Here is a 23995-nt window from a genome sequence, read left to right as displayed (position 1 = left end):
GTTCCTGACTCACTTCCTCTTGAGGTATCGTTTCACCTGATCGTGGTTGCCGATCATGTCGAAGTAGAGTGTGGGCGGCGATGTATCGCCGTCCTTCACGAAAACAAGCCGGAGATCGAGGCCGCTCCGGCATTCGTAGATTCCGCCGCCAAGATCGCGGATTCCCAAGCCGGCATGGCGATGCGGTTTGCCGAACTGCTTACCCACCTCCCGGATCCTTTGTTCCAGATCCCGCTTCTCCTCCTCGTTCAACCGCAATTTCCCGACAGCCTTTCTGAACGCGGTCGTGGTCTGAACCTCACAGGAGCTTGGAGCCGGAACCGGTTTTCCCTTGGGCTCGTTCTTTCGCTGCCCGCTTGAGGACTTCCTGGGCTTTGCCATGCAGTTGGGTTTCGGTGACTCCGTATTCTTCCTCCGCGTAGGTCAGCTCGACAGGCCGCAAGGCAACGGCCCGCTTGCCGATCAAAATGGCGACTTTTTCACCTGCCAAGGCCTTGCTCGTAACCTTCTTCCAATCGCGGCGTGCCTCGCTGCTGGTGAAAAGCTGCAAGTCTCCCCTTGCTGCCGATAGGGCATTCCTGGCCGCTGCTTTTGTGACTGGCTTCGCCATTGGTTGTGAATTTTGTGTACAACAATTTCACCACGAGTCAATGGAAGTCGTGTAAGCCTCGACCGATCAGCGGCCAGCGTCCTAGCACCCGATGCTCGCTCTTTCCCACGAGGCTGTGAATCAGGACGATCTCGCCTGCTGTCCAGCGGATCGGCTGGATTGGCACTTGGTCCACGGGTTCCTTCACATAGGCCATGGTCACGTGCGGAGTGAAGCCTTGGTTGCCACTGCTCCGGACGCCTAGTTTCAACAAGCCGGTGACGAGCGATTCATTGAGGACGTAAAGGTCCGGATCGGCATCGGTGGATTGCAGCACAAAGGGAAGGCCGTCTTCCCGGCCGGTGAAGCAGCCCACCCGGTCGAGACCGACCTCGACCGGATGAAAGCGGGAAGCTACCTCTTCGCAGATGCGCCTGGCAATTTTCTCGTGCCCCGGTCGCAGACCACCGCGATAGGTTCCCACGTGGGCCAAGGTGATGTGAAGCAATTCCATGGGCCGGAACTTCCCGCGTACTCCGAGCAGCTTGCCCACCTCGTGGCCGAGGCCCTTGATTCGCTTCGCCATTTCTTCATCGGGAACAATGGCGATGAACATGTTGTCGATGCTGGCAGGCTCGCGCACGCCCAAGCCCGGAAGTAGAAGCTGTTCGTTCATTATGGTTGAATTTACGGCTACCTTTAGAAATCGCAAGGGATGCGCATTTAATGGAAATCATGCGACTCCGATGCATGGACCGGCTCCGATCCCGGCAAGGGGTAGACTTCCTCCACGAAGACCGTCCGCTGGCCGCCTTCGGAAATCTGCACGCGACCTATCGCCATCAGGAAGGATTCGCTGACGATCACCATCCGCAGGCGGTGGAAGGTCTCCTTTTTCACGAAGAGATTCGAGATGCCGGTTTCATCCTCCAAGGAGATGAAGCAATGCCCCTTCGCCGTGCCGGGGCGCTGGCGGCAGATCACCAGGCCCCCTACCCTGGCGGGAATGCCGTGCGGCAGGTCTTGGAGTTCCTCGGCATTGGTGAGTCTCACGGTCGGGTGATTTTTCCGCCACAGGCGCATCGGGTGCGGGCCGGTGGAGGCACCTTGGATGGCAAGGTCGGAGGCGAGGCGCTCGGCCATCGTCATGGCCGACAAAACTTCCTCGGAAACACGGCTGCCATCATCTAACAGATCACCGTAGAGCGGCAGTTCCACCTGCCACATCGCCAGCCGGCGATGGCCGACTTTGGGCAGATCGTTCAAGGCTCCCGACTTCGCGAGGATACGGCGCTCCTTGGCATTCGGGGTGACGCGGGAAAGGAAATCTTCGAGCGAATCGAAAGGCTCTTTCTCTCTCTCGCGGAAGATCTTCTCCAGGGTCTCCTTGGAAACTCCCCGCAAGCGATGCAGCCCGAGCCGGAGCGTCTCCCGGTCCTCCACCTCCGTGACCACGAGGCTGTGAATGCAGGATACCGGCAGGACCCGGATGCCGTGGCGCTTCGCATCCTGGATCAGGGAGTGCGCGGAGTAGAAGCCCATCGGCTGGTTATTGAGCAGGCCGGTGTAGAAGGCGGCGGGCTCGTAGAACTTGAACCAGCAGGACCAGTAGGCGATGGCCGCGAAGGACAGGGCATGGCTTTCCGGGAAGCCGTAGAGGGCGAAATTCCCGACGGCATGGACCACCTTGTCCTGCACTTCTTCCGAGACATCGCGCTCGGTCATCCTATGGCGCAGCTTGTCCGTGACCTCCCGCATCCTCTTGTCCGAGCGGTTGAAGGACATCGCTTTTCTCAGTTGCGCGGCCTCGTTGCCGGTGAACCCGGCAATGAGCCGGGCCATCTCGAGCACCTGCTCTTGGAAAAGCGGAACGCCCAAGGTCCTCTTCAGGACACCCTCGAAGTCCGGGTGAATCCAATCCGCCTTCTCCAAGCCTTTCCTTCTCCTCAAATAGGGATGCAGAAGTCCCCCGACGATCGGGCCGGGGCGCACGATCGCCACCTGGATCGCCACCTCATAAAAAGTATCGGGCCGCAGGATCGACAGGGTGGCCATCTGCGCCCGCGACTCGACCTGGAAGGTGCCCACGGTGTCCGACTGATGCAGCATCCCGTAGATCGCCCTGTCTTCGAGATCGATGCCCGCCAGCTCGAAATCCTTCTCCGTCCGGCGCCGGATCTCGATCATGTTTTCCATGGCGGCGAGCATCCCCAAGCCTAACAGGTCGATCTTCACCAGCCCGAGGTCCTCGCAATCGTCCTTGTCCCACTGAACGATCGTGCGGTCCGGCATATTGGCCGATTGGATCGGGACGACTTCATCCAGCCCGTGATTGCAGATGACGATGCCCCCCGAGTGCTGGCCGAGGTGCCGCGGCAATCCGAGCACGGCGTGATAAAGCTTTTCCAAAGCTCCCAAGCGGGGATGGGACGGCGGCAAGAGACTCGCCATCCGCTCTTCAAAAGCCTCATGGCGCTCGGCTTCCGCCTCCTCCTTGGTCTTAGGCTTCTTGTCGTCGTCAAAACGCCCGCCGTCGTAAGGAGTGCTGCCCAAGGTCGAGAAGCGGTCCGCCACCGAAGGTGGATAGCCGAGCACCTTCGACATCTCGCGGAAGGCCGACTTGCCCCGGTAGGTGATCACGTTCGCCGTCATCGCCGCGCCGCGGGCACCATACTTGCGGAAGACATACTGGATCACCTTCTCGCGCTGGTCGCCGGAGGGAAAGTCGATGTCGATGTCCGGCCAGGATTTGTGGGACTTCTTGTCGGGGCTCTCCGAAAGGAAGCGCTCGAACACGAGATTCATCTTCACCGCATCCACGCTGGTGATGCCCAGCACGTAGCAAACCACCGAATTCGCCGCGGAGCCCCGCCCTTGGCAGAGGATGCCCTCTCCGCGTGCATAATCGACGATGTCCTGGACGATGAGGAAGTATCCGGACAGCTCCAGGCGGCCGATCAGGTCGATCTCCTTATCGATCTTGGCCTGGATCGCCTCCGTGACCTTGGGATAGCGCCATGCGGCACCCCGCTCGCATTTCTTCCTCAAGTATTCCGTTTGTTCCGGCAGGGACATCATCCTCCCGCTTTCATCCGGGAAGCCGGGGAATTCGTAGCCGAGATTCTCCAAGGTGAATTCGATCCGCTCGGAAAGCTCGCGGGTGTTTTCCAAGGCTTCCGGCAGATCGGCGAATAGCCGGGTCATTTGCCGCGGCGACTTGAGATAGCGTTCGCCGTTCGGTTCTAACAAAAGTCCGGCGGCATCGAGCGAAGTGTGATGCCGCAGGCAAGTGAAGGCATCCGCCAACAGGCGGTTCTCCCGGCCCGCATACAAGGGCGCGTTGCTGGCCAGCAGCGGCAGCCGGAGGTGCCGGGCGAGATCGATGAGATGGCGGTTGAGCTTGGCGTCATCGCGCAGGCCGTGGCGGTGGATTTCCACATACACATTGCCATGGCCGAAGGTGTGGATGAGGGCACGGGCCCCTCTCATCGCGGCGTCCTGATCATCCCTGAGCAAATGGCGGATCACCGGTCCTTCCCGGTCGCCGGTCAGGGCGATCAGGTCGCCCCGGTTCATCTCGTCGTGGAGAACGATCTCCTTCAGGTGTTGGTTGCTGAGATGGCGGGACAAGGTTTTGTAGCCTTGGCGGGTGGCACAAAGCACCGGCACATGGGCTCCGTCAATCTCGAGGGTAGCCCCGGTGATCGCGCGAATGCCCCGCTTCTTCCCTTCATGGTAAGCGCGTGCGGAGCCGTAGAAACCGCCGTGATCGGTGATGGCAATGGTTTGCAAACCCAACTCCCCCGCCCTCTCCATGAGCTTCTCGGGCTCGCTTGCCCCGCGCAGGAAGGAGAAGGCCGAGCGGGCGTGAAATTCGCAGAATGGAGGTGCACCGCTCACGATTCAAAAGAGGCAAAAACCACGGAATACACGGAACACACGGAAGTTGGGGAAAAGGCGGCTTGTCATGAGCAACCCCTTCTTCATTCCCGTGTGTTCCGTGTATTCCGTGGTTCTCATTTCACAGGTAGAGTCCATCGATCGACCATCGGTCAGGTGGTGTGAATGCGAGGCGCAGGAGATGATCGCCGGCGAGGCGGACGTCCCACTCGATCCTTTGCCAGGTAGCATCGGGATCCCACCAGTGTCCGGAGTGGAGGAAGGGGCCGCGGAGATCCATGACCTGCCCGCGATAAGATCCAGTGAGAAGCGCCAGCGGCCGTGGCAGGCGCGGATCGGCGTCGGTGGCCACGGTCACTTCATGGGCCGGCCGGAAGCGCCGCAGGGGCAAGGGACAGGAGGGCAAGGATGGGCTCTGCAGCGGGGATGAAGTTCCATCCGCCGGCCTCAATTGGAAAGCATCCGGCCGGTGGCTTGCCGGAGGTACCGGAATCCCGACCTTGCCCGGGCCTAACAGGGCCTCGAGCTGTGCCAGCGTATCGGTCCAGCGATCCGGCTGCGGAAGCTGGCGGATGAACCAATCCTTTTGCGCCGCGGTCGGCGAGGTCGTCTCCACATCGAGGCCGACGCCGGTGATGCCGCTGCCGGTCTTGAGGGAATCCAGCAGCACTTCGATGGGCCGCAGCAACTCCGCTTCTTCCACCCGCGGCTCGGGAAGGCGGATCTTGCGCAGAAGCTGTGCACCACCATCGAGGCGGAAGATAATGCGCAATTCCTTCACCGCCACATGGCGCGCCGCGAGCCGCGCACCCAGTGCATGCAGGAGCCGTTTGAAGGCGAAGACCAGTGGCTCGGTGGAGGTCAAGGGCTCCTCGAAATCGAGGGATTGCTCCATGCTCTCCGGGGGCCGGTGAAGCCGCAGCAGGCGGCAAGTTTTGCCATGCAAGAGATCGTGCCAGCGCCCCGCCTGTGCCCCCAGGCGGCCGGTCAGATCCTGGCGCGGGATCTTCATGAAACAGCCCAGGGTCCTCAAGCCCCAGTCCTCTAACAGAGGAAGGAAGACCTTCCCGTCCGGCAGCCATTCCAGAAAAGCCATCGGCAGTGCCGCGATCTCCTGCTGCGACACGAAACGGCCATCGCAAGCCGGATGCCGCACCGCCAGCTTCGCTAAATCCGGAGTGGCGGCCCGCGCATGATGAAGACCCGCATCGCGCAGCTCCAATCCGCCCAGCCGCGCGGCATGCTTCGACGAGGTGCGCGATAGATCCAGCAACAGCAGGTCCTTGCCCGCGATCTCCAGATCCGGTGTCACCCCCTCCGCCAGCTCGATCATTTCCTTCAGCAGCTCCGCTTCGCCCGGCGGATGAGGCGTCAGCACCTGCAGATCCGGGCAGCGCACCAGTGCGCGATTCAGCGGCCACCCCGGGGCGATGCCAGTGCCCCTTGCGACCTCGTTGACCGCCTGCAGGGACAGCTTCACCTTCTCCATCATCGCCTCCGGATCGACATCGGCCTCCAGGATGGTGCAGGGCTTTCGCCGGCTTTCCGGGGAGATCCGGAGGGCGGCGGCGATGGTCAGATCGGGGACATGCAGCGCGGCAAACATCGCTCTTCAATTCGCTCGTTTCATCCGCTCCGGCACCACCCGCAGCCGCCCGATCAGCTCGCGCCGCGGCAGTTCGAAATCCTCCAGGCCCAGCCGGGCATTCAGGGCGATCCGCACTCCCGCGCAGGGCACTTGGGCGAAGGGCGACATCACCACCAGCCGGCAATTCCCGATGCCTGCCGCGGCCTTCAAACGCCACCATGCGGAGGCCGGGATGCCGCTCAGCTCCCGCCGCCCGATGCCGCAGGTATCCAGGAGGATGAAGGGGATGTTCGCGTCCCGCACCAGCAGGTCGGCTGCCTTCAGCATTTCCATGGCCGTGCCACAGCGGACCCAAACCAGCCGCGAGCAGGCTTCCTGCGTAAAAGAGGCCGGATCGAAATGGTCGCCGCCATCCACCAGGATGAAATCCGGCAGCGGCGCGATGGCGTCCGGTTCTCCCAAAAGGCCGGCGACCAGCAGGCTGAGGCCGGTGCCGAGGACTTCGGAAATCATCCCCGGTGGGAAAAATGCGGGATCAAAAGGCTGGCCCGGATCCGGCTTCCCGGCAGGAGTCATCAGGGATGCCACATGCGCCTGCGGGAACTTCTCCCGCAGTTGCTTGCGCAGGTCCTCGATCACCGCGGTGGCCACGTGGGAAAGCTAGAACGGATTTTTAAATTGTTCAATCGAACAGTTTATTGTCCTTTTGAGCCGCTAATTTCCCATTGCTTTGATACCGAAAAACAATACCATAATCCCAGCGTGAACAATCGACAGCGCCGCACCCTTGAAGCCATTTACAAGGATCCGGTCTCTTCTGGCATTCCTTGGGCCGACATCGAGTCGCTCCTACGGACATGCGGGGCGGAGATCAGCGAGGGCAGCGGATCACGGGTGCGGATCGCTCTCCATGGCGTAAGAGCGGTGTTTCATCGTCCTCACCCCCAGCCGGACACCGACAAGGGGGCCGTCAAATCGATGAGAAGATTTTTAATTGAGGCAGGAGTAACACCATGATGACCTACAAAGGCTACAGCGGAAACGTGAAATTCGACGACGAAGCAGAGATCTTCCATGGCGAAGTCCTCGGCTTGCGGGATGTGGTTACCTTCCAAGGCCGCAGCGTCGAGGAACTCAAAATCGCCTTCCATGAGTCCATCGACGACTACCTGGACTTTTGCGCAAGCCGCAATGAGGAGCCCGACAAGCCGTTCTCGGGAAAGTTCCTCTTGCGAGTGAACCCTGAATTGCATCGCAAGCTTTTTGAATTGAGCACTAAAGAGGGTGAAAGCCTCAACAGTTGGATCAGCCTGCGTCTTGAGCAACTCGCATCGCGGGAACCATGAACTGTTAGCGAACTTCTCTCGAAAAAACGCCCTCTCCGATGCCGTATGCGTGAAGTGCTACGGATCTCCATCTTCCTCGGGCTGACCGCCTCCCTGCTCGCGCAGGAGGCTCCCTTGGCGGGAGATGCCATTTATTCAAAGCACTGCGCCTCCTGCCACGGCAAGAATGGCGAGGGCGTGCCGGACGAGGTGGATGAGCCCCTTTACGGGGAGCGCTCGCTGGTCTCGCTGTCGAAATACATCGACAAGCGGATGCCGGAAGACGATCCGGACCTGCTGAATGCGGAGGAGTCGCACCGCGTGGCCGAGTATATCATGGGTGCCTTTTATTCGCCGGAGGCCCGCGCCAAGAATACCGCCCCGCCGAAGCTGGCCGTGGCGCGCTTGACCAACCGCCAGTATCGCGAATCGATCGCCGACCTGCTCGGCAGCTTCGGCAAGACCACCGTCCCCGGCGAAGGCAAAGGCTTGAAGGCGCAGTACTTCCAGTCCGACGGGATGAACAAGAAGGCGAAGAAGGTGACGGACCGCGAGGACCAGCGCCTCGAGTTCGACTTCGCCGAAGGCCCGCCGGTGGAGGGCATCTCCGCGGACCAATTCTCCATCGCGTGGGACGGCTCGCTGATCGCTCCGGCGACCGGTTGGTATGAGTTCCGACTCAGCACCCCGAATGGCGCGCGGGTCTATGTGAACGGCGAGCGCCAGGAGGGCGACGGCAATTTCCGCGACGACAGCGGGGCCAAGCGCCAGACCGCCCTGATCGACGAATGGGTGAGTTCGGGCGCGGAGGTGCGCGTGAAAACCGAGCGGATCTTCCTGCTCGGCGGGCGCAGCTACCCCTTCCGCCTCGACTACTTCAAGTTCCAGGAAAAGCGCGGGATGGTGAAGCTGGAGTGGAAGCAGCCGCGCGCCGATTGGACGGTGCTGGCCACACCCTACCTCTCCCCTGCCGAGGCGGCCCATGTGACCATCGCCGATACCGCCTTCCCGCCGGACGATGCCAGCGAGGGCTACGAGCGCGGCACGGAAATCTCGAAGGCATGGCACGAGGCCGTGACTGCCTCTGCGGTCGATGTCTCGAACTCGGTCATCGCCCGCTTGCGGCGGCTGAGCGGGGTGAAGGACGATGACCCGGAGCGGGTGCCGGGGCTGAAGGCTTTCTGCGCCACCTTTGCCGAGCGCGCCTTCCGCCGCCCGCTCACCGATGAGCTGCGGCAGACTTACGTGGAGCATGCCTTCGCGGAAGGCATCTCGCCGGATCAAGCGGTGAAGCGCGCGGTGATCCTGATCCTCACCTCGCCGCGCTTTCTTTACCCGGAACTCGGCAAGGACAAGGATGACTACACGGTCGCCTCGCGGCTGGCCCTGGGTCTCTGGGACTCTCTTCCCGACAAGGCGCTCGGCGATGCGGCGAAGTCCGGCCAGCTGCGCACGCCGGATCAGGTGAAAGCGCAGGCCGAACGGATGATCGGCGATCCCCGCACGAAGGCGAAGACCGGCGAATTCTTCCAGCGCTGGCTGAAGCTCGATGCGGAGGCGGACTTGCAGAAGGACGCGGCGGAATACCCGGACTTCGATGCGGCGCTGGTGGCAGACCTGCGGCGTTCGCTGGAGCTTTTCGTGGATCAGGTGGTGTGGAGCGAGAAGTCGGACTACCGCCAGCTGTTAGAGGCGGACTACCTGCTCCTCAACGATCGGCTGGCGAAGTTCTACGGCATGCCGATGCCGGAGGGCGGCGGCTTCCAACCGGTAAAGTTCGATCCCGCGCAGCGCGCCGGCGTGCTGACCCACCCCTACCTGCTCGCCCGCCTCGCCCATCACGACACCACCTCGCCGATTCACCGCGGGGTCTTCCTGACGCGCAACGTGCTCGGCGGCCTGCTCAAGCCCCCGCCGGAAGCGATCGCCTTCGAGGACCACAAGTTCGATCCGAAGATGTCCATGCGCGAGAAGGTCGCGGAAATGACGCGGAATGCCAACTGCATGACCTGTCACGAGACGATCAATCCGCTGGGCTTTTCGCTGGAAAACTTCGATGCGGTGGGTCGCTTCCGCACCACCGAGAAAGACCGTCCGATCGATCCTGTGGTCGATTACCTCACCCAGGACGGCGAGCTGCTCAAACTCCACGGTCCGCGCGATCTGGCGACCCACGCGGTGAACTCGGAGTCCGCCCGCCGCGGATTCATCCGGCTGCTTCTCCAATACGAGTTGAAGCAGAATCCCGCCGCCTACGGGCTGGATACCCTGGTGAAACTCGATACCGTCTTCAATGCTTCCGGACAGAATGTCCGGCAACTCCTCGTCGAAATGAACCGCCTCGCCGCGCTCCACGGCGTGGTGCATCCCGATCAAGCAAGCCGATGAACGTCTCAACCCGCCGCAATTTCCTCCGCCAGCTCGGCCTCTCCGCCGCCGCGCTGCCCTTCTTGCCTGCCCTGCCCTCGCTCGCCCAAGGCAATGCCAGCGCGAAGATGCAGCGGATCATCTTCCTCTTCACGCCGAACGGCACGATCCCGAACGAATTCTGGCCGGACCAGACCGGCCCGGACTTCCAGCTCAAGCGCATCCTCGCGCCGCTGGAATCCTTCAAGAGCCGGATGATGACCCTCAAGGGCGTCTGCAATAAGATCCGCGGCGATGGCGATGGCCACATGCGCGGGATCAGTTGCCTGCTCACCGCGGACGAACTGCTGCCCGGCAATATCCAGGGCGGCAGCGACAAGCCGGCCGGCTGGGCACGGAACATCTCGATCGACCAGGAGATCCGCAATTTCCTACAGGCACGGCCCGAGACCGCGACGCGTTTTGGCTCGCTGGAGCTGGGCGTGGCGGTGCCGAACCGCGCCGATCCCTGGACCCGCGAATCCTACGCCGGACCCAATCAACCGCTTGCTCCCTCAAGCGATCCCTACGCGGTTTTCGACAAGCTTTACGGCCAGTCCAAGGACCGCGAGAATGTCGGCAGCGTGCTGGATGAAGTGCGCGACGACCTCAAGCTGATCGCCTCGAAGATCGATCCCGAGGAGCGCGAACTGCTCGACAAGCACGCCACCTTCGTCCGCGAGATGGAGAAGGACCTGCAGAGCGCGAATACCGTGAGCCTGATGTTCCCGCCGCCCGCGCTCGAGCAAGGGGTCTCTCTGGACAATGACGGCATCCCGAAGATCAGCACGATGCAGGCGGACCTGCTGGTAAATGCCTTCGCCAACGGCATGGCCCGCGTCGCCACGCTGCAGTATACCAACAGCGTCGGTCAGGCCCGCATGCGCTGGCTGAACATCAACGACGATCACCACGGCCTCTCCCACGAACCGGACAACAATGCCGACGCCCAGGAGAAGCTGGTGAAGATCAATATCTGGCTCTGCGAGCAGCTCGCCTATCTCGCCAAAAAGCTCGACGCCATCCCCGAGCCGGGCGGCCAGGGCAGCATGCTCGACAACACCACCATCGTCTGGACCAACGAACTCGGGAAGGGCAACAGCCACTCGCTGGACAATATCCCCTTCGTCCTCGTCGGCGGCGGTCTCGGCTTCAAGACCGGGCAGGCCATGCAGTTCGACAACGTGACCCACAACCGCCTCTGGATGTCGGTCGCCCACGCCTTCGGCCACCACATCCCGAGCTTCGGCCACCAGGGCTTCAGCGAGGGCGGGGCGCTGGGATTGTCCTGAAAGGGCAGGCTGGGGACGGCCTGAAGCCTCGTAACAAAGCTGGTTCGCTCAGAGGGGCCGCCATCCGCCGGACCGCTTGGAGAGCGATCCCTGCCTCTCTATCCGGCGATCTTGAAAAAACTTCATTCCACGGTCACCTTTTTCCGACGCCTGCCGGATAGCGGTTGAACCATGGAATTACCGGACCGGGACCTGCTCAACCGATTTGCCGAGGGCCGCGATGAAGCCGCCTTCCGGCTCTTGGTCGAGCGCCATCTGCCGATGGTCCACGGGGTCGCGCGGCGGGTCACGGCCAATGAAGACCTGGCCCGGGATGTGGCTCAGAATGTCTTCATGCGCCTGGCCCAGCGTGCGGCGCTGATTCCGGAAAATGTCTCGCTGAGTGCCTGGCTGCACCGGGTGACGCAGCATCTGGCCATCGATCTCGTGCGCTCCGAGGACCGCCGGAAAAAGCGCGAACTCGCCACCCACCACCCCGCTGCCATGGACCCCTCGCCCTCACCCGATTGGTCGGCGCTGGCGCCGCTCGTCGATTCACTGGTCAACCGCCTGCCTGCCGCGGACCGTGAGGTCCTGCTGCTCCGCTACTACCGCGATGAACCACACGCCGCGGTCGCCCGCCAGCTCGGGGTGAGCGAGGCAGTGGTGAAAAAGCGCGCCAGCCGCGCGCTGGAGAAGCTCCGCTCACTGCTGGCAAGCCGCGGCATCGCCACCACCACCACCGCTCTCGCCACTCTCCTTCCCGCCCACGCAGCAGCGCCCGTATCGGGCTCGCTCGTTTTCTCCATCAGCACCGCGTCGAAGGGCGTCGTCCCGCTCGCGCCGCAGGGCCTCAATCTCCATCTTGCCATGACCACCGTCCAGAAGTCCGCCATCGCCGGTGCGGCCATCGTCTTCATGAGTTCGCTGGGCTACGCCTTCCGTAGTAGTCCGGAGAAACAAGCATCCGATGACGCCTTGTCCGCCGCCTCTGCGACCAACACCGGCGACACCTCACCGCCCCGCGCCCGCAACGAAAGGCGGAATACCGCCAGCGCCGAGGAACGGCTCGAACGCCTCCGCTCGATCCTGGCACTCCCCAGCCGCGTCGAGCAGCCCCGGCAGATGCTCATCTTCATCGGCGAACTGGCATCCGACCAATTCGAGGAAACCGCGGGGCAACTCCGGGAGCTCGGTGTCGAAGCGGATTCCAACAACTTCCGGCTCTTTCTCTCGGCATGGACCAAGCGCCATCCCCTCGGCGCCGCGGGATGGGCGAAGAAAACCCTGCCTGGCGAAATCCCCCCGACAATCCTGAAGACCTGGGGCGAAAATGACCCCGCGGCCGCGATCGATTGGGTGACCCGGAATCTCCCGGGTGCCACCGGCCATGACGCGAAGGCGCGCGAGCCTCTGGAGCAAGTGCTGGCAAGCCTCGCACCCAAGGACCCAGCCGCCGCGGTGAAGGCGCTCGAAGTGATCCCGGACGAAAAGGACCGGATCGGTGCTCTCAAGGCCATCAGTGCCAAGCTGGGGCTAGATGACCTGGAACGGCTGATCGCCGTCGTGAGTGATGGCCCGCAGCGTAGCGTAATCATTGCGGCGAATCTCGACACCTTCGGGGACTACAACCAACACGCAAAGGCTTTCGAGCTGCTTCTTGCGGACAAGGATGCGAGACAACTGACCGACATCGAAAACTTCTTCAGAGACTGGTACCACCCGAACCCGGAGAGCGCCGTTGCCGCGATCGACAAGCTACCGGAAGCGAATGTCCGCGAGCAAGCCAAGGCGGGAATCCTCACGCGGCTCGGTTCCTTGGAGGAGGCGGATGCCATCGCCTTTCTCGACCGGCACCCGGAGTGGACCAGCGATCCGCTGATGCTGCTGGTGGGCGACCGTTGCGGCCCCTATCTCGGAGCAGAGCTGAGTTTGCGGATTCAAGACAGCGAACTCCGCGACAAGACCCTCACCCGCAATCTTAAGGCATGGCTTCAAACCAAAAGGGAACCGGCCGCCCGCAAATGGATGGCGGAAAACGAAATTCCGCCAAGCGTCCGCGAAGCCCTCGAAACCCAACCGGTCGCGAATCCATGAAGGCCCGCACTGCTACCATCGCCGTGGTCTCCCTGCTACTTGGAATGTCCGCGCTGAGTGTGGGCGGCCGCCACTATGCGGATTCCAAAGCTTCGCAGAAGGCCCCTGACCGGCCCGCGAAAGCAAAGTCCCAGGAATCCCCGGCCTCCTCGTTCCTCCCAGTGCCGACCGAGAAGCAAGACCTGCCGCCGCTTGAGGGCGACGGCTTGGCCAAGCAACTTCGCGCGCTGGCTGCCATGGAAAATGATGCGGACCGCATTCAGGGAGTTTTCGATCTGGTATCGCGCTTCAAGCCGGAGGATTGGAAGCGGGCGCTCTCGAATGAGTGTCTCCGCATTTGGAGCAAGCCCGGCCGCCCCGAACCCGGGGGTGTCGAGCAATTACTGGTCGCAGCATGGACCGAGGCCGACCCGGATGCCGCGATGGAATGGGCCAAGGCACGGGGATTCCGCGGCTTCATGGTGACCACCGCCTGGATCGGGAAAGACCCGGATGCGTTGCTGGACTACTTCAAGAGAACCTTCAAGAACGACAACAACGGCAACGTCACGCCGATGATCGGCAAGGCCATCGAGGCCTTGGGCAATGACCTTCCCCGCATCGCCCGCGCCATCCGGGAAGTCCCCGAGGAGTGGAAGGATTACGTAACCCTTCACGCCCGCCCGACCTTCAAGAACCTGACGATGGCGGAAATGAGGCCATTCGTGGACTCGCTCGATCCGCCTTTCAAGACCCAGGGTTTCCACCTCCTGCTCGCAGGCCTCCCCGGCCACGAAGCCAGGCTTTCCCTGCTCCGCGAATTCCCCGATCTGGTGGAACCCTGGTCCAGTCACGCGGTTTACCATGAATGGGTGAAGTCCGACCTGCCCGGAGCCCTCAAATCGTTGGAGGAGATCGCCCCGGGCAAGACGCGTGAGTCGGCGCTCCGCGGAGCCTTGGGTGGCCTGGCCCGACAGGACGACCTTTCACTGCTGTTTTCCACGATGCGGCGCTACTCGGATGAGATCCCCGAGGAGCGCATGGCCGGCCTGATCGCCGGAGCCGTGGACAATGACAACAACCGCTCCGGATCGATGTTCATCCCCGATGAATTTGAGAAGCCGGAGACCCCGCGCCCGACCTCCGGGAACGCCGCGATCGCCTTGGCCGAGGTGCCGCGGATCCAGTCGGAGGAATTGCGGGCGCAGCTTTACCGGCACGTCATCACCGGATGGATGGTTGAGGACCGCGCCGCAGCGAAGAAGTGGCTTGAGCAGAACGAGCTGCCGGAAGGGATGCGCAAGGAGTTCGAGGACGGGTGAGAGGCGGTGATTTGCAGATCAGGGTTCCGGTGCTATCCGGTTGGACCCGATGGATCTCTTCCAACAAACCGGCATCAACCTGCTCCCCTGCGACGGCACCGTCATCTACCACGGGCGCATTCTCCCGGAGCAGGATGCCGACCGCTACCGCGATGCTTTGCTCGTCACGGTCCCATGGAAAAACGACGAGACGGTCATCTTCGGCAAGCGCATCGTCACCGCGCGCAAGGTCGCATGGTATGCCGATTCGGATCTTTCCTACACCTACTCCGGTACCACCAAACAGGCGCTACCGTGGACGGAGGAACTGCTCGAATTGAGAGCAATGGTCGAAGCCCATGCCGGGGCATCCTTCAACGCCTGCCTTTTAAATCTCTATCACGATGGCAGCGAAGGCATGGGCTGGCACAGCGATGACGAGAAGTCCATCGAGGCGAACTCCTGCATCGCCTCGGTCAGCTTGGGTGCCGGGAGGAAGTTCTCCTTCCGTCACAAGCGGACCAAAGAGACCATCTCCCTTGTCTTGGAAAATGGCAGTGTGCTCGTGATGAAGGATGAGACGCAAACGCACTGGCATCACCAGTTGCCCAAGGCGGCGAGGATCAAAAGCCCGCGGATCAATCTGACGTTCCGGAAGATGATCCGGTAAGGAGCCGCTGGCGGGCTCCGCCCTAGCCCGCAGCTACCTGTTCCCGACAATCCCGACGCTGACGCAGACGGACGGACCCACTGGGACCGCTGGGCACCGCCCGGCAGAACGGTCCCTCCCGGCGAATCCGATCGCGGGGCTCTGGCGGATAGCGCCGCTGCGATTCTGCCGACCGAACCGGATGCCAGCAGTCAGGGACCACTCTGCCGGGCAGTGCCCGGCGGTCCCAGTGGGGCTGCCACTGTGTTGCACACGAAAGATGGAGGCCCGGGCAGAGCAGGCTCCCGCATTTGGCAGAGCTACTATCCCTATTTCACCGGCACGAGAATCACCTGCCGCAGATCCATCACGGCGGCTCCGGGTTTCGAGAGGGCACGCACCTCAAGCGCTTGCGGACCCGCTTTGTCGAAGGTGATCTTGCCGACTTCGCGCTCCTTGAAATTCTGAAAGTGACCGGTGTCTTCCACCGTGAATTTTGCGCTCTGACCGGCACATTTCATCTCCACCTCGCTGCCGCCGCTACCTTTGCCACAGCCTTGCCAGACATGGATCGAGTAGGTGCCGGGCTTGGCGACGTTAAAATGCCATGAGGCCCAATCGGCGGGGTTCACCCAGAAGCCAAGCGTGTTCTTCTCCTTCTTCGATTCATATTGGAGCTTCTCGCCCTGGACCTGCGCGGTGCTGGAATGCAGGACGATCCGGCCACCGCTGAGTTGAGCCGGGGATGCGTAGGCCTTGGTCACGTAATCCCCTTTTTCGTAGTCGTCATGGCAGGAAGCGCAGTTTGCGATTCTACCCCTCCCCGTGATTTTGGAAACTGTTCCATCGGTGACGAAGAACTCCCAATCCCCGACCTCGGGGAAGTAGCCTTTCTCGCGCTTGAGCATGCCGGTGAAGAGCTGCGTCTTGCCGTCCTCGCGTCCGATCTTCTCCTTCAAGAGCAGGCTGCCCTCGGGGAAGCTGCCCCAAGGATCGAAGACGGGCATCGCGGCGGAATCGTTCCCGTAGACCAGGAACTTCGCCCCTCCATGCGGACCTTCCGGCTTCCGCCCCGTGTCAGCGCCACAGAGCATGGAGACCTTCGCCGCCATGTCCACCGGCTGCGGCGTCAGGCGCTCCAGCTTCGCCCGCTCCTTCACGAATTTCAGCAATTCCTCGTCCGAAGGCGCGGCTTGGAGAGGCAGGGCGAGCGCGAGGAGGAAGAGGGCTTTCATGCAGTTACCCTTGCTCGCGAAGCTGCGCCGGTCCGTCAAGCCCTTGTAAATTCCCGGACCCGGCGGATTTTACCATCCGGCGAGACAAGAACGCCCCGCTTGGCTCGCTTTCACCCGTATCACGACCATGAAAACGATCCGACCCATTTCAACCGTCGCCCTGGCCACCTTGTCCCTGGCATTCGCCGCGCGCGCCCAGGAAACCCCGGAGCCGCCGAAAGCTCCCGAGCCGCCCATCGAATTGAAAGAGCACCTCGAAGAGCCGGCGGTGCCCGGCATCGAGCGACCGATGCGCGAACACGGCGAGCAGCGAATGGAGCGCCGGATCCAGGAACGTGCACGCGGCAAGGTGACCTTGCCCGATCGTCCGGCGCTTAAAGAGCGGCGAGTCCAGCTCCGTGAATTGGAACAGAGAGCCGAAAACTGGCCGCTTCAGCAGTTTGAACGCTCTGCTCAGGAGATCCAAGTCCCGCCGCGTTGGCTCATCGGCGTTGCAGTGGAACCCATCGAACCTTTCGTCCGCGCCCACCTCGGTCTTGAGGAAGACGCCGGGGCACGCGTCAGCCGGGTGGAGGAGGAGACCCCGGCAGCCCAAGCGGGGATTCAAGTCGATGACATCATCATCTCCGCGGATGGCAGCAAGGTCACCACGCTCGAAGGACTGAGAGATGCCGTCGAGAAAGCTGGCAAGGAAGGCAAGCCGCTCGCACTGGAAATTATCCACCGCGGCGAACGCAAGACCCTGAGCGTGTCCCCGAAGGGACCGAAGCCCCCGGAAGAGCCAACCGCCACGCCCCAAACTCCGCAGCAGCCCGAGCGACCCTTCGTCGAAATCCAGCGCCGCTTGGACCGCCAGGAAAAGGCCATCAACGAACTGCGCGCCCAACTCCGCAAGCTGCGCAAGCAGGTCAACAAGGACGAGAAAGACGGCGAGTAAGCCGCACTTTTGTTAGAGCCCCTCACGCGCGGTTTCGAGAAGCTGCTGGCGCACGGGCCAGTAATCCAGCTCGGGATCAAGCCCGTTGGCCACGAGGGCGTAAGTCAGCTCGCGGCCATCGAGCAGGATCAGGAATCCCACCTCGGTCTTCACCCCGGACATGGCACCGAGCTTCGCCCGCACCTTGCCATCGAGATAGGGTTTCAGGCTTTGGCGGAAGCGCTCGCCCTGCGGACCCTTGCGGGCGATGTGGTTGATCTTCGCCAGATCGATGGGGCGGATCATCGTGGCACGGGCCAGTCCGCTGCCGTCGATGAGCCGCAGGCCGGAGAACGCGACGCCCTTGGATTCCCAAAATTCCTTCAGGACGGCCGCCGGATCGCCTTGGCGGACCCGGCCCATGGTGAGGAAGAGGCACTGGGCTTCCAGATTGTCGCTGACGAAGTGGAGGTGATCGATGATCTCGGGCAGGGGCGCGGAGCGATGGGTGGCGAGGGGAATGAAATCGCCCTGTTGATTGACGCTTTGGCCGAGGACTTTCACACCGGCCTTTTCGAGTGCCGTCTTGAGAAGTTGCTGCGCGAGTGCCGGAGGATCGGGAATCGCCGCGGAGACCTCGAACCCGGCTTCACCCGCAGGCACGGTGCCATGCAGGGTGACCGTCTTGCCATAGGGCTCGGAGTAAATCACCGCGCGATCGCCGCTGCCCGCCACGCCGGTGCCGAGATAGTTCAGCCATTGGATGCCTTCCACCGGTGGTGTGGTGCCCGCGATTTTAACGCCGTCCCCTTCCCTGCCGCCCGGCTCGCAGCGGATCATCATCCGGTTGTGGTCGACATTGATGCCGAAGGCACCGGCCCCGTAGGCATTACCGATGTCGCCCCAGTTCCAGTGATCGTTCGCGGGACGCGGTGGGAAGGCCGAAGCATCCACCAGCACCATCCCATCGATCTGCTTCAGGCCGGACTTCACGGCTTGGGCGGCAAGCTCTTCGATGTCCCCGGAGGACAGGGTCGGGTCACCGCTACCCACCAGGATCAGATTGCCGTGCAGCAGGCCCCCGTCGCCGGACGGAGCGGTCGCGTTCAGGATCGTCTCGAAGCGGTAATCCGGTCCTAACAACTCGAGTGCCGCCGCCGTGGTGACGGTCTTGAACGCGGATGCCGGGCACAAGGCCGTCCCCGCCAAGGGCGAGGCGAAGATCGGCTCGCCGCGCTCGTCGAGGACGCAGAAGGCGAGCAGCGAACCCTTCAAAGCCGGAGTCGCAGCCCATTGGTCGAAGGCCTTGCCGACGGGCCCGGAACTCTTGCCGACGGCTCCTATCTTGAGCGGTTCCAAGGGCTTCATGAACATGAGCCACCCGGCCACCGCCCAGCCGGAGAGAAAGAGCGCGCCCTTGAAGATGCTGGAAGCCTGCACGCCGCGAGTCTAGGGCAGCACCCGGCACCACCGGAAGTGAAAGAGCGGGATTTCCAGCGGATGTTTTTCCGGTCACATTCCGCCGACGGTGCCGGATACCGCGTGAACCATGGAGCCAAGCGACCACCAGCTTTTGATCCGCTACCTCGCCGGCAGCGATGAAGCGGCTTTCCGCGCGCTGGTCGGGCGGCACCTCAGCCTGGTCCATGGCGTTGCGCGGCGGGTCACCGGGAATGAAGATCTGGCGCGGGATGTAGCGCAGAACACCTTCATCCGGCTCGCGGAACGGGCCGCCTTCGTCCCGCCGGATCTGCCTCTGCCGGTGTGGCTGCACCGGGTTGCCCGCCACCTCGCGATCGATCTGGTGCGCACGGAAGAGCGGCGGAAGAAGCGCGAACTCCAAAGCTCCACGGCCATGCCCGATGATCCCGAACCCGCCTGGTCCGCCCTCGCTCCGGTGGTCGATCAATTGATCAACGAGCTGCCCGCCGCGGAGCGCAGCATCCTGCTCCTCCGCTTCTATTGCGACCAATCCCATACCGCCATCGCCAGCCAACTTGGCGTGAGCGAGGCGGTATCCCGGAAGCGCGCCTCGCGGGCCATCGACCGCCTGCGGACGATGCTTGCCAAGCGCGGCATCGCCACCAGTTCCGCGGCCCTTGCGGCCTTGCTACCTGCACATGCCACGGCACCGATGCCGGCCACGCTGGCCAACTCCGTGTTGAAGGCGACACGAGGCATCGCCCCCCTGACCCCCGCGCCGCTGCAGGCAGCCCTTCTCGCCATGAATGCCACTCAAAAATCCGCCATCGCCGCCGCCGCGCTGATCTTCCTGGTCTCGGCGGGCTACTCGGTCGTAGCCAGCAACCGCCAGTCCGCGGCACCTCTTCCTTCGGATAGTGCCGCGACTTCATCCGGCGATGTCAGGTCTTCCGCGTATGTAACAGCGCGCACCCGTACCGAACGCCGGATCCCGGCAAACACGAAGGAACGCCTGGAGCGGCTCCAGCAGATCCTGGACATCGAGAATCAAGCACGGCGCGAGCGCGAGCTGATCGCCTTCATCGACATCCTGAGCCCCGATCAATTCGGCGACGCCGCCGCCTATCTCGGCACACTCAACAAGGACCAATACACCTCGGTTCAAGAGTATCACCTTTTCCTCTCTGCTTGGACCAAGGTGGATGTTCGCGCGGCCCTGGAGCATGCCGAAGCCTCGAACAACATGTTCCACCTGGGCCGGGTGCTGCAGGGCTGGGCGGAGCAAGATCCGGACGCGGCGCTCGCGTGGGCGGAAGCCCGTCCGCCCGGCACGACAGTCAACCGAAGCCTCGCTAACGTCCTGGCCGGCATCGCCGCCACCGATGTCCGAAAGGCCATGGATGTGGTCAAGGCCATCCCGGACGAGCGCCGCCGTACGGAGACCCTGCTCCAGCTCTGGTCGGGCATGTGCGAACAACCGGATGCCATCGACCGGCTGCTGCCCGCGGTCGATGATCCGGCAATGCGCGAGCGCCTGGTCGAGCGCTGCATGATCGTCATCTCGCGCGATCAGCCGCAGAAGGCGGTGCGCCTGCTGCTCGAACACCCGGGCGCCGGCGGACCGAAGAGTGTCGCCGAGGTTTTCGAAAGCTGGGCGAATGACATGCCGGAGGCGGCCTGTGCCGGGCTTGCGACGCTTCCTCCCGGGAGAATCCGGGAGCAAGCCGTGCTGACCGTTTGCAAGATCGCAGCCATTGAAGATCCTGCGAAAGCCTTCGCGACCTTGGAGAAATATCCCGAGACCGCCACCGCCGAAGGGGTGGCCAAGCTCGCCCTGGAGGCGATCGCCATCAATCCGCCCGCGATGCTCACCCGGATCCAAGGGCTCGCCGATAGCACTTTGCGTGAGCAGACCCTGCTCAACGCCTTGCGCACATGGCGGGAGAACGACGCGGCCGCCGCCCAAGCCTGGATGACCGGGCAGTCCCTCCCCGAAAGCGTGCGCCAAGGACTGTCCAATGCCAACCCCGCCTCCCAACAATGAAAGCCGCCCCTCTCACTGCGACTCTCGTCCTGACCCTGCTGGCAGGATCGGCCTGGCTGGTAGCGCTGCCCCATCGGCAAGAAACTCGGGCTCGAGAGCAAACGGCACTTCCTGCCAAGGCACCACAGACCCTCCGTCCCGAAGCCTTCCCGAAGGCCGCGGATGCCACGCGCCGTGCGACTGCTCCGAACGCTTTGGATGGCAGGGTTGCATCCGGTATCATCTATGAGAACATCGGCAAGGTGCGGGATGAGATCCTGAGCATCTGCGCAACCGGCAACCTGGTGGACCGCAGCCGCGGCTTGGCAAAGCTGCTAGAAAATTATGGCACCGACGATTTCGACACGGCCGCACACGCCCTTCTGTTCGTGGGTCTCGGGCCCGACTCGCCGGAGACGCGGACTTTGCTCGCGGCGTGGGTGGAGAAGGAACCGGAGATCGCGTTGGATCGTCTGAGAAATGCACGCGGCGAAGTCCTGCCGTTCCTGATCCGAGCCTGGGCCGGGAGCGATCCGGAGGCGGCCATGGCCTGGATCCAGCGTCACGATCCCACCGGGCAAACGCATCTTTCAACGCAGGTGATCGCGGTGGTCATGAAGAGCGATCCGGCTGCCGCCCGGGTGCTGCTCGAAGCCTTGCCGGAAGAGGAGCAGGGACGAGCTCTGCCGTCTATCGCCCCGCGGGATCTCGGGGTGAGGGAGCCGGCCAAGATCCGCGCCTGGGTCGATGCGATGCCCGGGAATCTCCGCCAGGAAGCGGCCACCTTGGCGATGCAAGCTCTGCCCGGATCGCGCATCGCGGAGAAGCTCGAGTGGATGCGCGAGTATCCGGCCCTGGCGAGCCCCGGCCCGGTCAGCCGTCTGTATGAGACGTGGATCCGCAGCGACGAGACCGCGGCGATCGCATCCTTCGAGCAGCTCGAAGCAGGACCTTTGCGCGACGCGGCCCTCAACAGCATCCAGCGCATCTATCTTCTATTGGGCAAGGAGCGGGCGGCGCTGGAATTCCTGGAGCGCTCGATGCCGGAATTCGACGAGAGGAAGCTGGGATACTGGTTGGACAGTCCGCGCAACGGAGCACCGCTGCTGGCCCTGGAGCAGGTCCCCCGCCTTCAGGATGAAAACAAGAGGAAACAGATCTACCTGAAGCTGTTAGGAAATTGGCGGGAGCAGGATCCTCATGCAGTGAAGGAGTGGATGAACACGCACGAGATTCCGGAGGACGTGCGCAAGGCAGCGGAGGAACGGTAGCCCGAGGCAGGAATCGCCCCTCACTTGCCCTTCACCAGCAGGTCGATCCAGATCGGAGCAAAGGGTGAGGTGCAGCCTTTCGGCACGGGATAGTCCTTCAGCACCTCCAGCTTGTTGGCGATATCAATCGCCCGCTGGCGATACCCGGGGTAGTCGGCACCGATCCGGACCAGGCAGTAGTTCATCGCCTCCTGCGTCCGGAAGGGGGCCTGCTTCATCTTCTTCTCGATCGTGTCGAGCGTGGCGGATGCCAGCGAGCCGTCCGCCACCACCTCATCGGTCATGAGGCTCCAGCCGGCGCGGGCGACGCAGTCCTTCTTGGAATCCCGCCAGCGCTGCCGCATCCCGCCGGCCAGTTTCGTCTTGCGGACGACGTTCGTGATCATCCAGTCGGCGATCTTGAAATAGCTCACCTCCTGCATCATCGCGTCCAATTCGTCGGCCGAAAGTTCCTTCGGCTTCATCAGCAGGGTCGCCAGCAACCTGGCGTCCACATTGCCCGTCGCCCACAGTTCGAGCGCCAGGGGATGGTTCGCCTTGAGCTGCTTTGCGAGAGCCCGAAGCTTGGCCAGGTTTACCCCGAACTGGTTCTCCCCTGCCCCGTGTTTCGCGTTGATCGCGCGACCCTTCGGGTCACCCCACGCCTCAAGCTGCTTGAGAACTTCCGGGCAGGTCATAAGAAACGGGGAACTAGTGCTGCAGATTCTTGATCGTCTGGAAGATCGCCGTGATCATCAGGTAGGCCATCGTGCCGATCAGGCTGGCCATGATGATGAGGATGGTCGGCATGATCAGGGCCATGATCCGGGACAGGCTCTTGTCGAGCTCCTTGTCATAGCGCTCCGCGGCGCGGCGCAGGGACATGTCCAGCTTGCCGGTCTGCTCGCCCACCGAGACCATGTCGATCAGCAGGGGCGGGAAGGCTCCGGTGCGGATCAGGGCTTTCGAGAAGGCCCGGCCGTCACCGACCTGGCCGATCACGATGTTGAGATTGTTCCGCAGCGCGAGATTCTGCGTGGCATCGCGGGAGAGCTCCAAGGCGCGCAGCAGCGGCAGGCCGTTGCCGGCGAGGTTCGCCATGGTTTCGAGGAACTGCACGTAGAAGCGGCTGGCAACGACCGGACCGATGAGCGGCGCGCGGAGCTTGAAGCTGTCCCAGGTCAGGCGGTTGTCGGGATTGTCCTTCCAAGCCTTGAAGAAAAGGGCGGCGGCGATGATCAGGATCAGGATCACGTACCAGTAGGATTTGACCCCGTCCGTCACGACCATCATCGCGTGGATCGGCCCGGGCAGCTTGCCGCCGGGGGTGCTGGTGATCAGCTTGGTGAGCTGCGGGATGAGGATGGTGACGAACACCACCGCCACGCCGATGCCCGCCAGGATCAGGAAGGCGGGGTAGATCAGCGCCAGGATCAGGCGGCTCTGCAAATCGGCCAGGGTCTTGAGGTAATGCGCTTGGCGCTTGAGGATCGTGTCCAGCGCGCCGGAGGCCTCGCCCGCGGCTGCCAGCGAGCAATAGAGCGGCCCGAAGCTGGGGCTTACCCGCTTGAGCGCGGTGGAGAAGTTCATGCCGTCCCGCACCAATTGGCGGATGCGGCCGGCGACCGCCTTGAGGCCGCCGAGTTCCTGGCGGTTCTCCATCGACTGGAGGGCCGGCTCAAGCTGAAGGCCGGCTCCGAGCATGTCGGAAAGTTCCTCCGTGAACATGATCACCTCGGCGCGCTTGATCTTGAGCGGGCCGTCGGGGATTTTCTCTTCCCCCTCTTTCGCACCCTTGCCTTGAGCTGCCGCCTTCGGCGCAGGCTGCTTGGCGGCGGCTTCATTCTTCTTCGCGGTAGCGGCGGCCGCAGGCGTGGATCCGGCTGCCGACTCCTTCAGGCTGACCGGCTGCAAGCCGCGGCGGTCGAGCACGCGCAGAGCCTCGGGGCGATCCGCGGCATCCACCTCACCGGTCTGCACGCCGCCGGAGGCACTCAGGGCTTTGTATGCGAACTTGGGCACGGAAGGGTGAGATAAGAGAGAA

The 23995-nt window shown here is 63.0% G+C and carries 20 protein-coding genes; 10 read left to right on the top strand and 10 right to left on the bottom strand.

The features are described from left to right. Positions 1 to 9 precede the first annotated feature (9 nt). The 6 genes from ABWK72_RS23620 to ABWK72_RS23595 all read right to left on the bottom strand — a co-directional run bounded on the left by ABWK72_RS23620 (position 10) and on the right by ABWK72_RS23595 (position 6728). Positions 10 to 252, bottom strand: coding sequence for a hypothetical protein (locus ABWK72_RS23620; protein WP_367872036.1), 243 nt, complete (start codon positions 250 to 252; stop codon positions 10 to 12). A gap of 46 nt (positions 253 to 298) precedes the next feature. Beyond that, positions 299 to 610 (bottom strand): hypothetical protein, encoded by a 312-nt coding sequence (locus tag ABWK72_RS23615; RefSeq protein ID WP_367872035.1) that lies wholly within the window; start codon positions 608 to 610, stop codon positions 299 to 301. A gap of 37 nt (positions 611 to 647) precedes the next feature. Continuing rightward, on the bottom strand, positions 648 to 1265 hold the full coding sequence (locus ABWK72_RS23610; protein ID WP_367872034.1) for a 2'-5' RNA ligase family protein: 618 nt from the start codon (positions 1263 to 1265) through the stop codon (positions 648 to 650). Positions 1266 to 1312: 47 nt separating this feature from the next. After that, a complete protein-coding gene (locus tag ABWK72_RS23605) occupies positions 1313 to 4489 on the bottom strand; it encodes a DNA polymerase III subunit alpha (protein WP_367872033.1) in 3177 nt (1058 codons plus the stop codon). Between the two features lie 121 nt (positions 4490 to 4610). After that, entirely contained in the window at positions 4611 to 6095 is a 1485-nt protein-coding gene (locus ABWK72_RS23600; RefSeq protein ID WP_367872032.1) for a hypothetical protein, read from the bottom strand. Between the two features lie 6 nt (positions 6096 to 6101). Then, positions 6102 to 6728 carry a hypothetical protein gene (locus tag ABWK72_RS23595; protein ID WP_367872031.1) on the bottom strand — a complete coding sequence of 209 codons (627 nt, stop codon included), beginning with the start codon at positions 6726 to 6728 and terminating at the stop codon, positions 6102 to 6104. Positions 6729 to 6839: 111 nt separating this feature from the next. Here ABWK72_RS23595 and ABWK72_RS23590 point away from each other — a divergent pair, with 111 nt between their 5' ends. From ABWK72_RS23590 to ABWK72_RS23560, 7 genes are all read left to right on the top strand, one after another. Further along, positions 6840 to 7094 carry a type II toxin-antitoxin system HicA family toxin gene (locus ABWK72_RS23590; protein ID WP_367875376.1) on the top strand — a complete coding sequence of 85 codons (255 nt, stop codon included), beginning with the start codon at positions 6840 to 6842 and terminating at the stop codon, positions 7092 to 7094. Continuing rightward, complete coding sequence (locus ABWK72_RS23585; protein ID WP_367872030.1) at positions 7091 to 7423, top strand: type II toxin-antitoxin system HicB family antitoxin; 333 nt, start codon at positions 7091 to 7093, stop codon at positions 7421 to 7423. The genes ABWK72_RS23590 and ABWK72_RS23585 overlap by 4 nt, the downstream gene beginning before the upstream one ends. Before the next feature lie 45 nt (positions 7424 to 7468). Continuing rightward, a complete protein-coding gene (locus tag ABWK72_RS23580) occupies positions 7469 to 9790 on the top strand; it encodes a DUF1592 domain-containing protein (RefSeq protein WP_367872029.1) in 2322 nt (773 codons plus the stop codon). Then, on the top strand, positions 9787 to 11100 hold the full coding sequence (locus ABWK72_RS23575) for a DUF1552 domain-containing protein (protein WP_367872028.1): 1314 nt from the start codon (positions 9787 to 9789) through the stop codon (positions 11098 to 11100). Before ABWK72_RS23580 ends, ABWK72_RS23575 begins: the two co-directional genes overlap by 4 nt. Positions 11101 to 11271: 171 nt before the next feature. After that, positions 11272 to 13176, top strand: coding sequence for an RNA polymerase sigma factor (locus ABWK72_RS23570; RefSeq protein ID WP_367872027.1), 1905 nt, complete (start codon positions 11272 to 11274; stop codon positions 13174 to 13176). Next, positions 13173 to 14477 carry a hypothetical protein gene (locus ABWK72_RS23565; protein ID WP_367872026.1) on the top strand — a complete coding sequence of 435 codons (1305 nt, stop codon included), beginning with the start codon at positions 13173 to 13175 and terminating at the stop codon, positions 14475 to 14477. The genes ABWK72_RS23570 and ABWK72_RS23565 overlap by 4 nt, the downstream gene beginning before the upstream one ends. Positions 14478 to 14526: 49 nt before the next feature. Beyond that, the gene (locus tag ABWK72_RS23560) at positions 14527 to 15126 is read left to right on the top strand and encodes an alpha-ketoglutarate-dependent dioxygenase AlkB (protein WP_367872025.1); all 600 of its coding nucleotides are present in this window, start codon (positions 14527 to 14529) and stop codon (positions 15124 to 15126) included. A 308-nt stretch (positions 15127 to 15434) separates the two neighbouring features. Here the strand turns inward: ABWK72_RS23560 and ABWK72_RS23555 are convergent, their stop codons facing one another. After that, the gene (locus ABWK72_RS23555; RefSeq protein ID WP_367872024.1) at positions 15435 to 16340 is read right to left on the bottom strand and encodes a hypothetical protein; all 906 of its coding nucleotides are present in this window, start codon (positions 16338 to 16340) and stop codon (positions 15435 to 15437) included. A gap of 127 nt (positions 16341 to 16467) precedes the next feature. Between ABWK72_RS23555 and ABWK72_RS23550 the strand changes: the two genes are divergently transcribed. Beyond that, positions 16468 to 17277 carry a PDZ domain-containing protein gene (locus tag ABWK72_RS23550; protein WP_367872023.1) on the top strand — a complete coding sequence of 270 codons (810 nt, stop codon included), beginning with the start codon at positions 16468 to 16470 and terminating at the stop codon, positions 17275 to 17277. Positions 17278 to 17289: 12 nt separating this feature from the next. On the opposite strand, the gene dacB is transcribed toward ABWK72_RS23550, so the two are convergent. Continuing rightward, on the bottom strand, positions 17290 to 18696 hold the full coding sequence (gene dacB / locus ABWK72_RS23545; protein WP_367872022.1) for a D-alanyl-D-alanine carboxypeptidase/D-alanyl-D-alanine-endopeptidase: 1407 nt from the start codon (positions 18694 to 18696) through the stop codon (positions 17290 to 17292). Between the two features lie 109 nt (positions 18697 to 18805). Between dacB and ABWK72_RS23540 the strand changes: the two genes are divergently transcribed. Both ABWK72_RS23540 and ABWK72_RS23535 read left to right on the top strand, forming a co-directional pair. Continuing rightward, positions 18806 to 20722: an RNA polymerase sigma factor gene (locus ABWK72_RS23540; protein WP_367872021.1), complete on the top strand. Its 1917-nt coding sequence runs from the start codon at positions 18806 to 18808 to the stop codon at positions 20720 to 20722. After that, on the top strand, positions 20719 to 21972 hold the full coding sequence (locus ABWK72_RS23535) for a hypothetical protein (RefSeq protein WP_367872020.1): 1254 nt from the start codon (positions 20719 to 20721) through the stop codon (positions 21970 to 21972). Before ABWK72_RS23540 ends, ABWK72_RS23535 begins: the two co-directional genes overlap by 4 nt. Before the next feature lie 20 nt (positions 21973 to 21992). Here the strand turns inward: ABWK72_RS23535 and ABWK72_RS23530 are convergent, their stop codons facing one another. Further along, positions 21993 to 22649, bottom strand: a complete 657-nt coding sequence (locus tag ABWK72_RS23530; RefSeq protein WP_367872019.1) for a DNA alkylation repair protein — start codon at positions 22647 to 22649, stop codon at positions 21993 to 21995. A gap of 13 nt (positions 22650 to 22662) precedes the next feature. Continuing rightward, positions 22663 to 23973, bottom strand: coding sequence for a type II secretion system F family protein (locus ABWK72_RS23525; protein WP_367872018.1), 1311 nt, complete (start codon positions 23971 to 23973; stop codon positions 22663 to 22665). Positions 23974 to 23995: the final 22 nt, after the last annotated feature.

It is taken from the genome of Luteolibacter sp. Populi, assembly GCF_040801775.1.
Taxonomy (GTDB): Bacteria; Verrucomicrobiota; Verrucomicrobiia; order Verrucomicrobiales; family Akkermansiaceae; genus Haloferula.
This window is presented reverse-complemented; position numbering and strand designations above follow the sequence as displayed.

Excerpts from the sequence above, each read along its gene's own strand:
- ABWK72_RS23615 (WP_367872035.1), bottom strand. The coding sequence starts at position 610 with ATGGCGAAGCCAGTCACAAAAGCAGCGGCCAGGAATGCCCTATCGGCA.
- ABWK72_RS23610 (WP_367872034.1), bottom strand. The coding sequence starts at position 1,265 with ATGAACGAACAGCTTCTACTTCCGGGCTTGGGCGTGCGCGAGCCTGCC.
- ABWK72_RS23600 (WP_367872032.1), bottom strand. The coding sequence starts at position 6,095 with ATGTTTGCCGCGCTGCATGTCCCCGATCTGACCATCGCCGCCGCCCTC.
- ABWK72_RS23585 (WP_367872030.1), top strand. The coding sequence starts at position 7,091 with ATGATGACCTACAAAGGCTACAGCGGAAACGTGAAATTCGACGACGAA.
- ABWK72_RS23580 (WP_367872029.1), top strand. The coding sequence starts at position 7,469 with ATGCGTGAAGTGCTACGGATCTCCATCTTCCTCGGGCTGACCGCCTCC.
- ABWK72_RS23575 (WP_367872028.1), top strand. The coding sequence starts at position 9,787 with ATGAACGTCTCAACCCGCCGCAATTTCCTCCGCCAGCTCGGCCTCTCC.
- ABWK72_RS23570 (WP_367872027.1), top strand. The coding sequence starts at position 11,272 with ATGGAATTACCGGACCGGGACCTGCTCAACCGATTTGCCGAGGGCCGC.
- ABWK72_RS23565 (WP_367872026.1), top strand. The coding sequence starts at position 13,173 with ATGAAGGCCCGCACTGCTACCATCGCCGTGGTCTCCCTGCTACTTGGA.
- ABWK72_RS23560 (WP_367872025.1), top strand. The coding sequence starts at position 14,527 with ATGGATCTCTTCCAACAAACCGGCATCAACCTGCTCCCCTGCGACGGC.
- ABWK72_RS23555 (WP_367872024.1), bottom strand. The coding sequence starts at position 16,340 with ATGAAAGCCCTCTTCCTCCTCGCGCTCGCCCTGCCTCTCCAAGCCGCG.
- ABWK72_RS23550 (WP_367872023.1), top strand. The coding sequence starts at position 16,468 with ATGAAAACGATCCGACCCATTTCAACCGTCGCCCTGGCCACCTTGTCC.
- ABWK72_RS23540 (WP_367872021.1), top strand. The coding sequence starts at position 18,806 with ATGGAGCCAAGCGACCACCAGCTTTTGATCCGCTACCTCGCCGGCAGC.
- ABWK72_RS23535 (WP_367872020.1), top strand. The coding sequence starts at position 20,719 with ATGAAAGCCGCCCCTCTCACTGCGACTCTCGTCCTGACCCTGCTGGCA.
- ABWK72_RS23530 (WP_367872019.1), bottom strand. The coding sequence starts at position 22,649 with ATGACCTGCCCGGAAGTTCTCAAGCAGCTTGAGGCGTGGGGTGACCCG.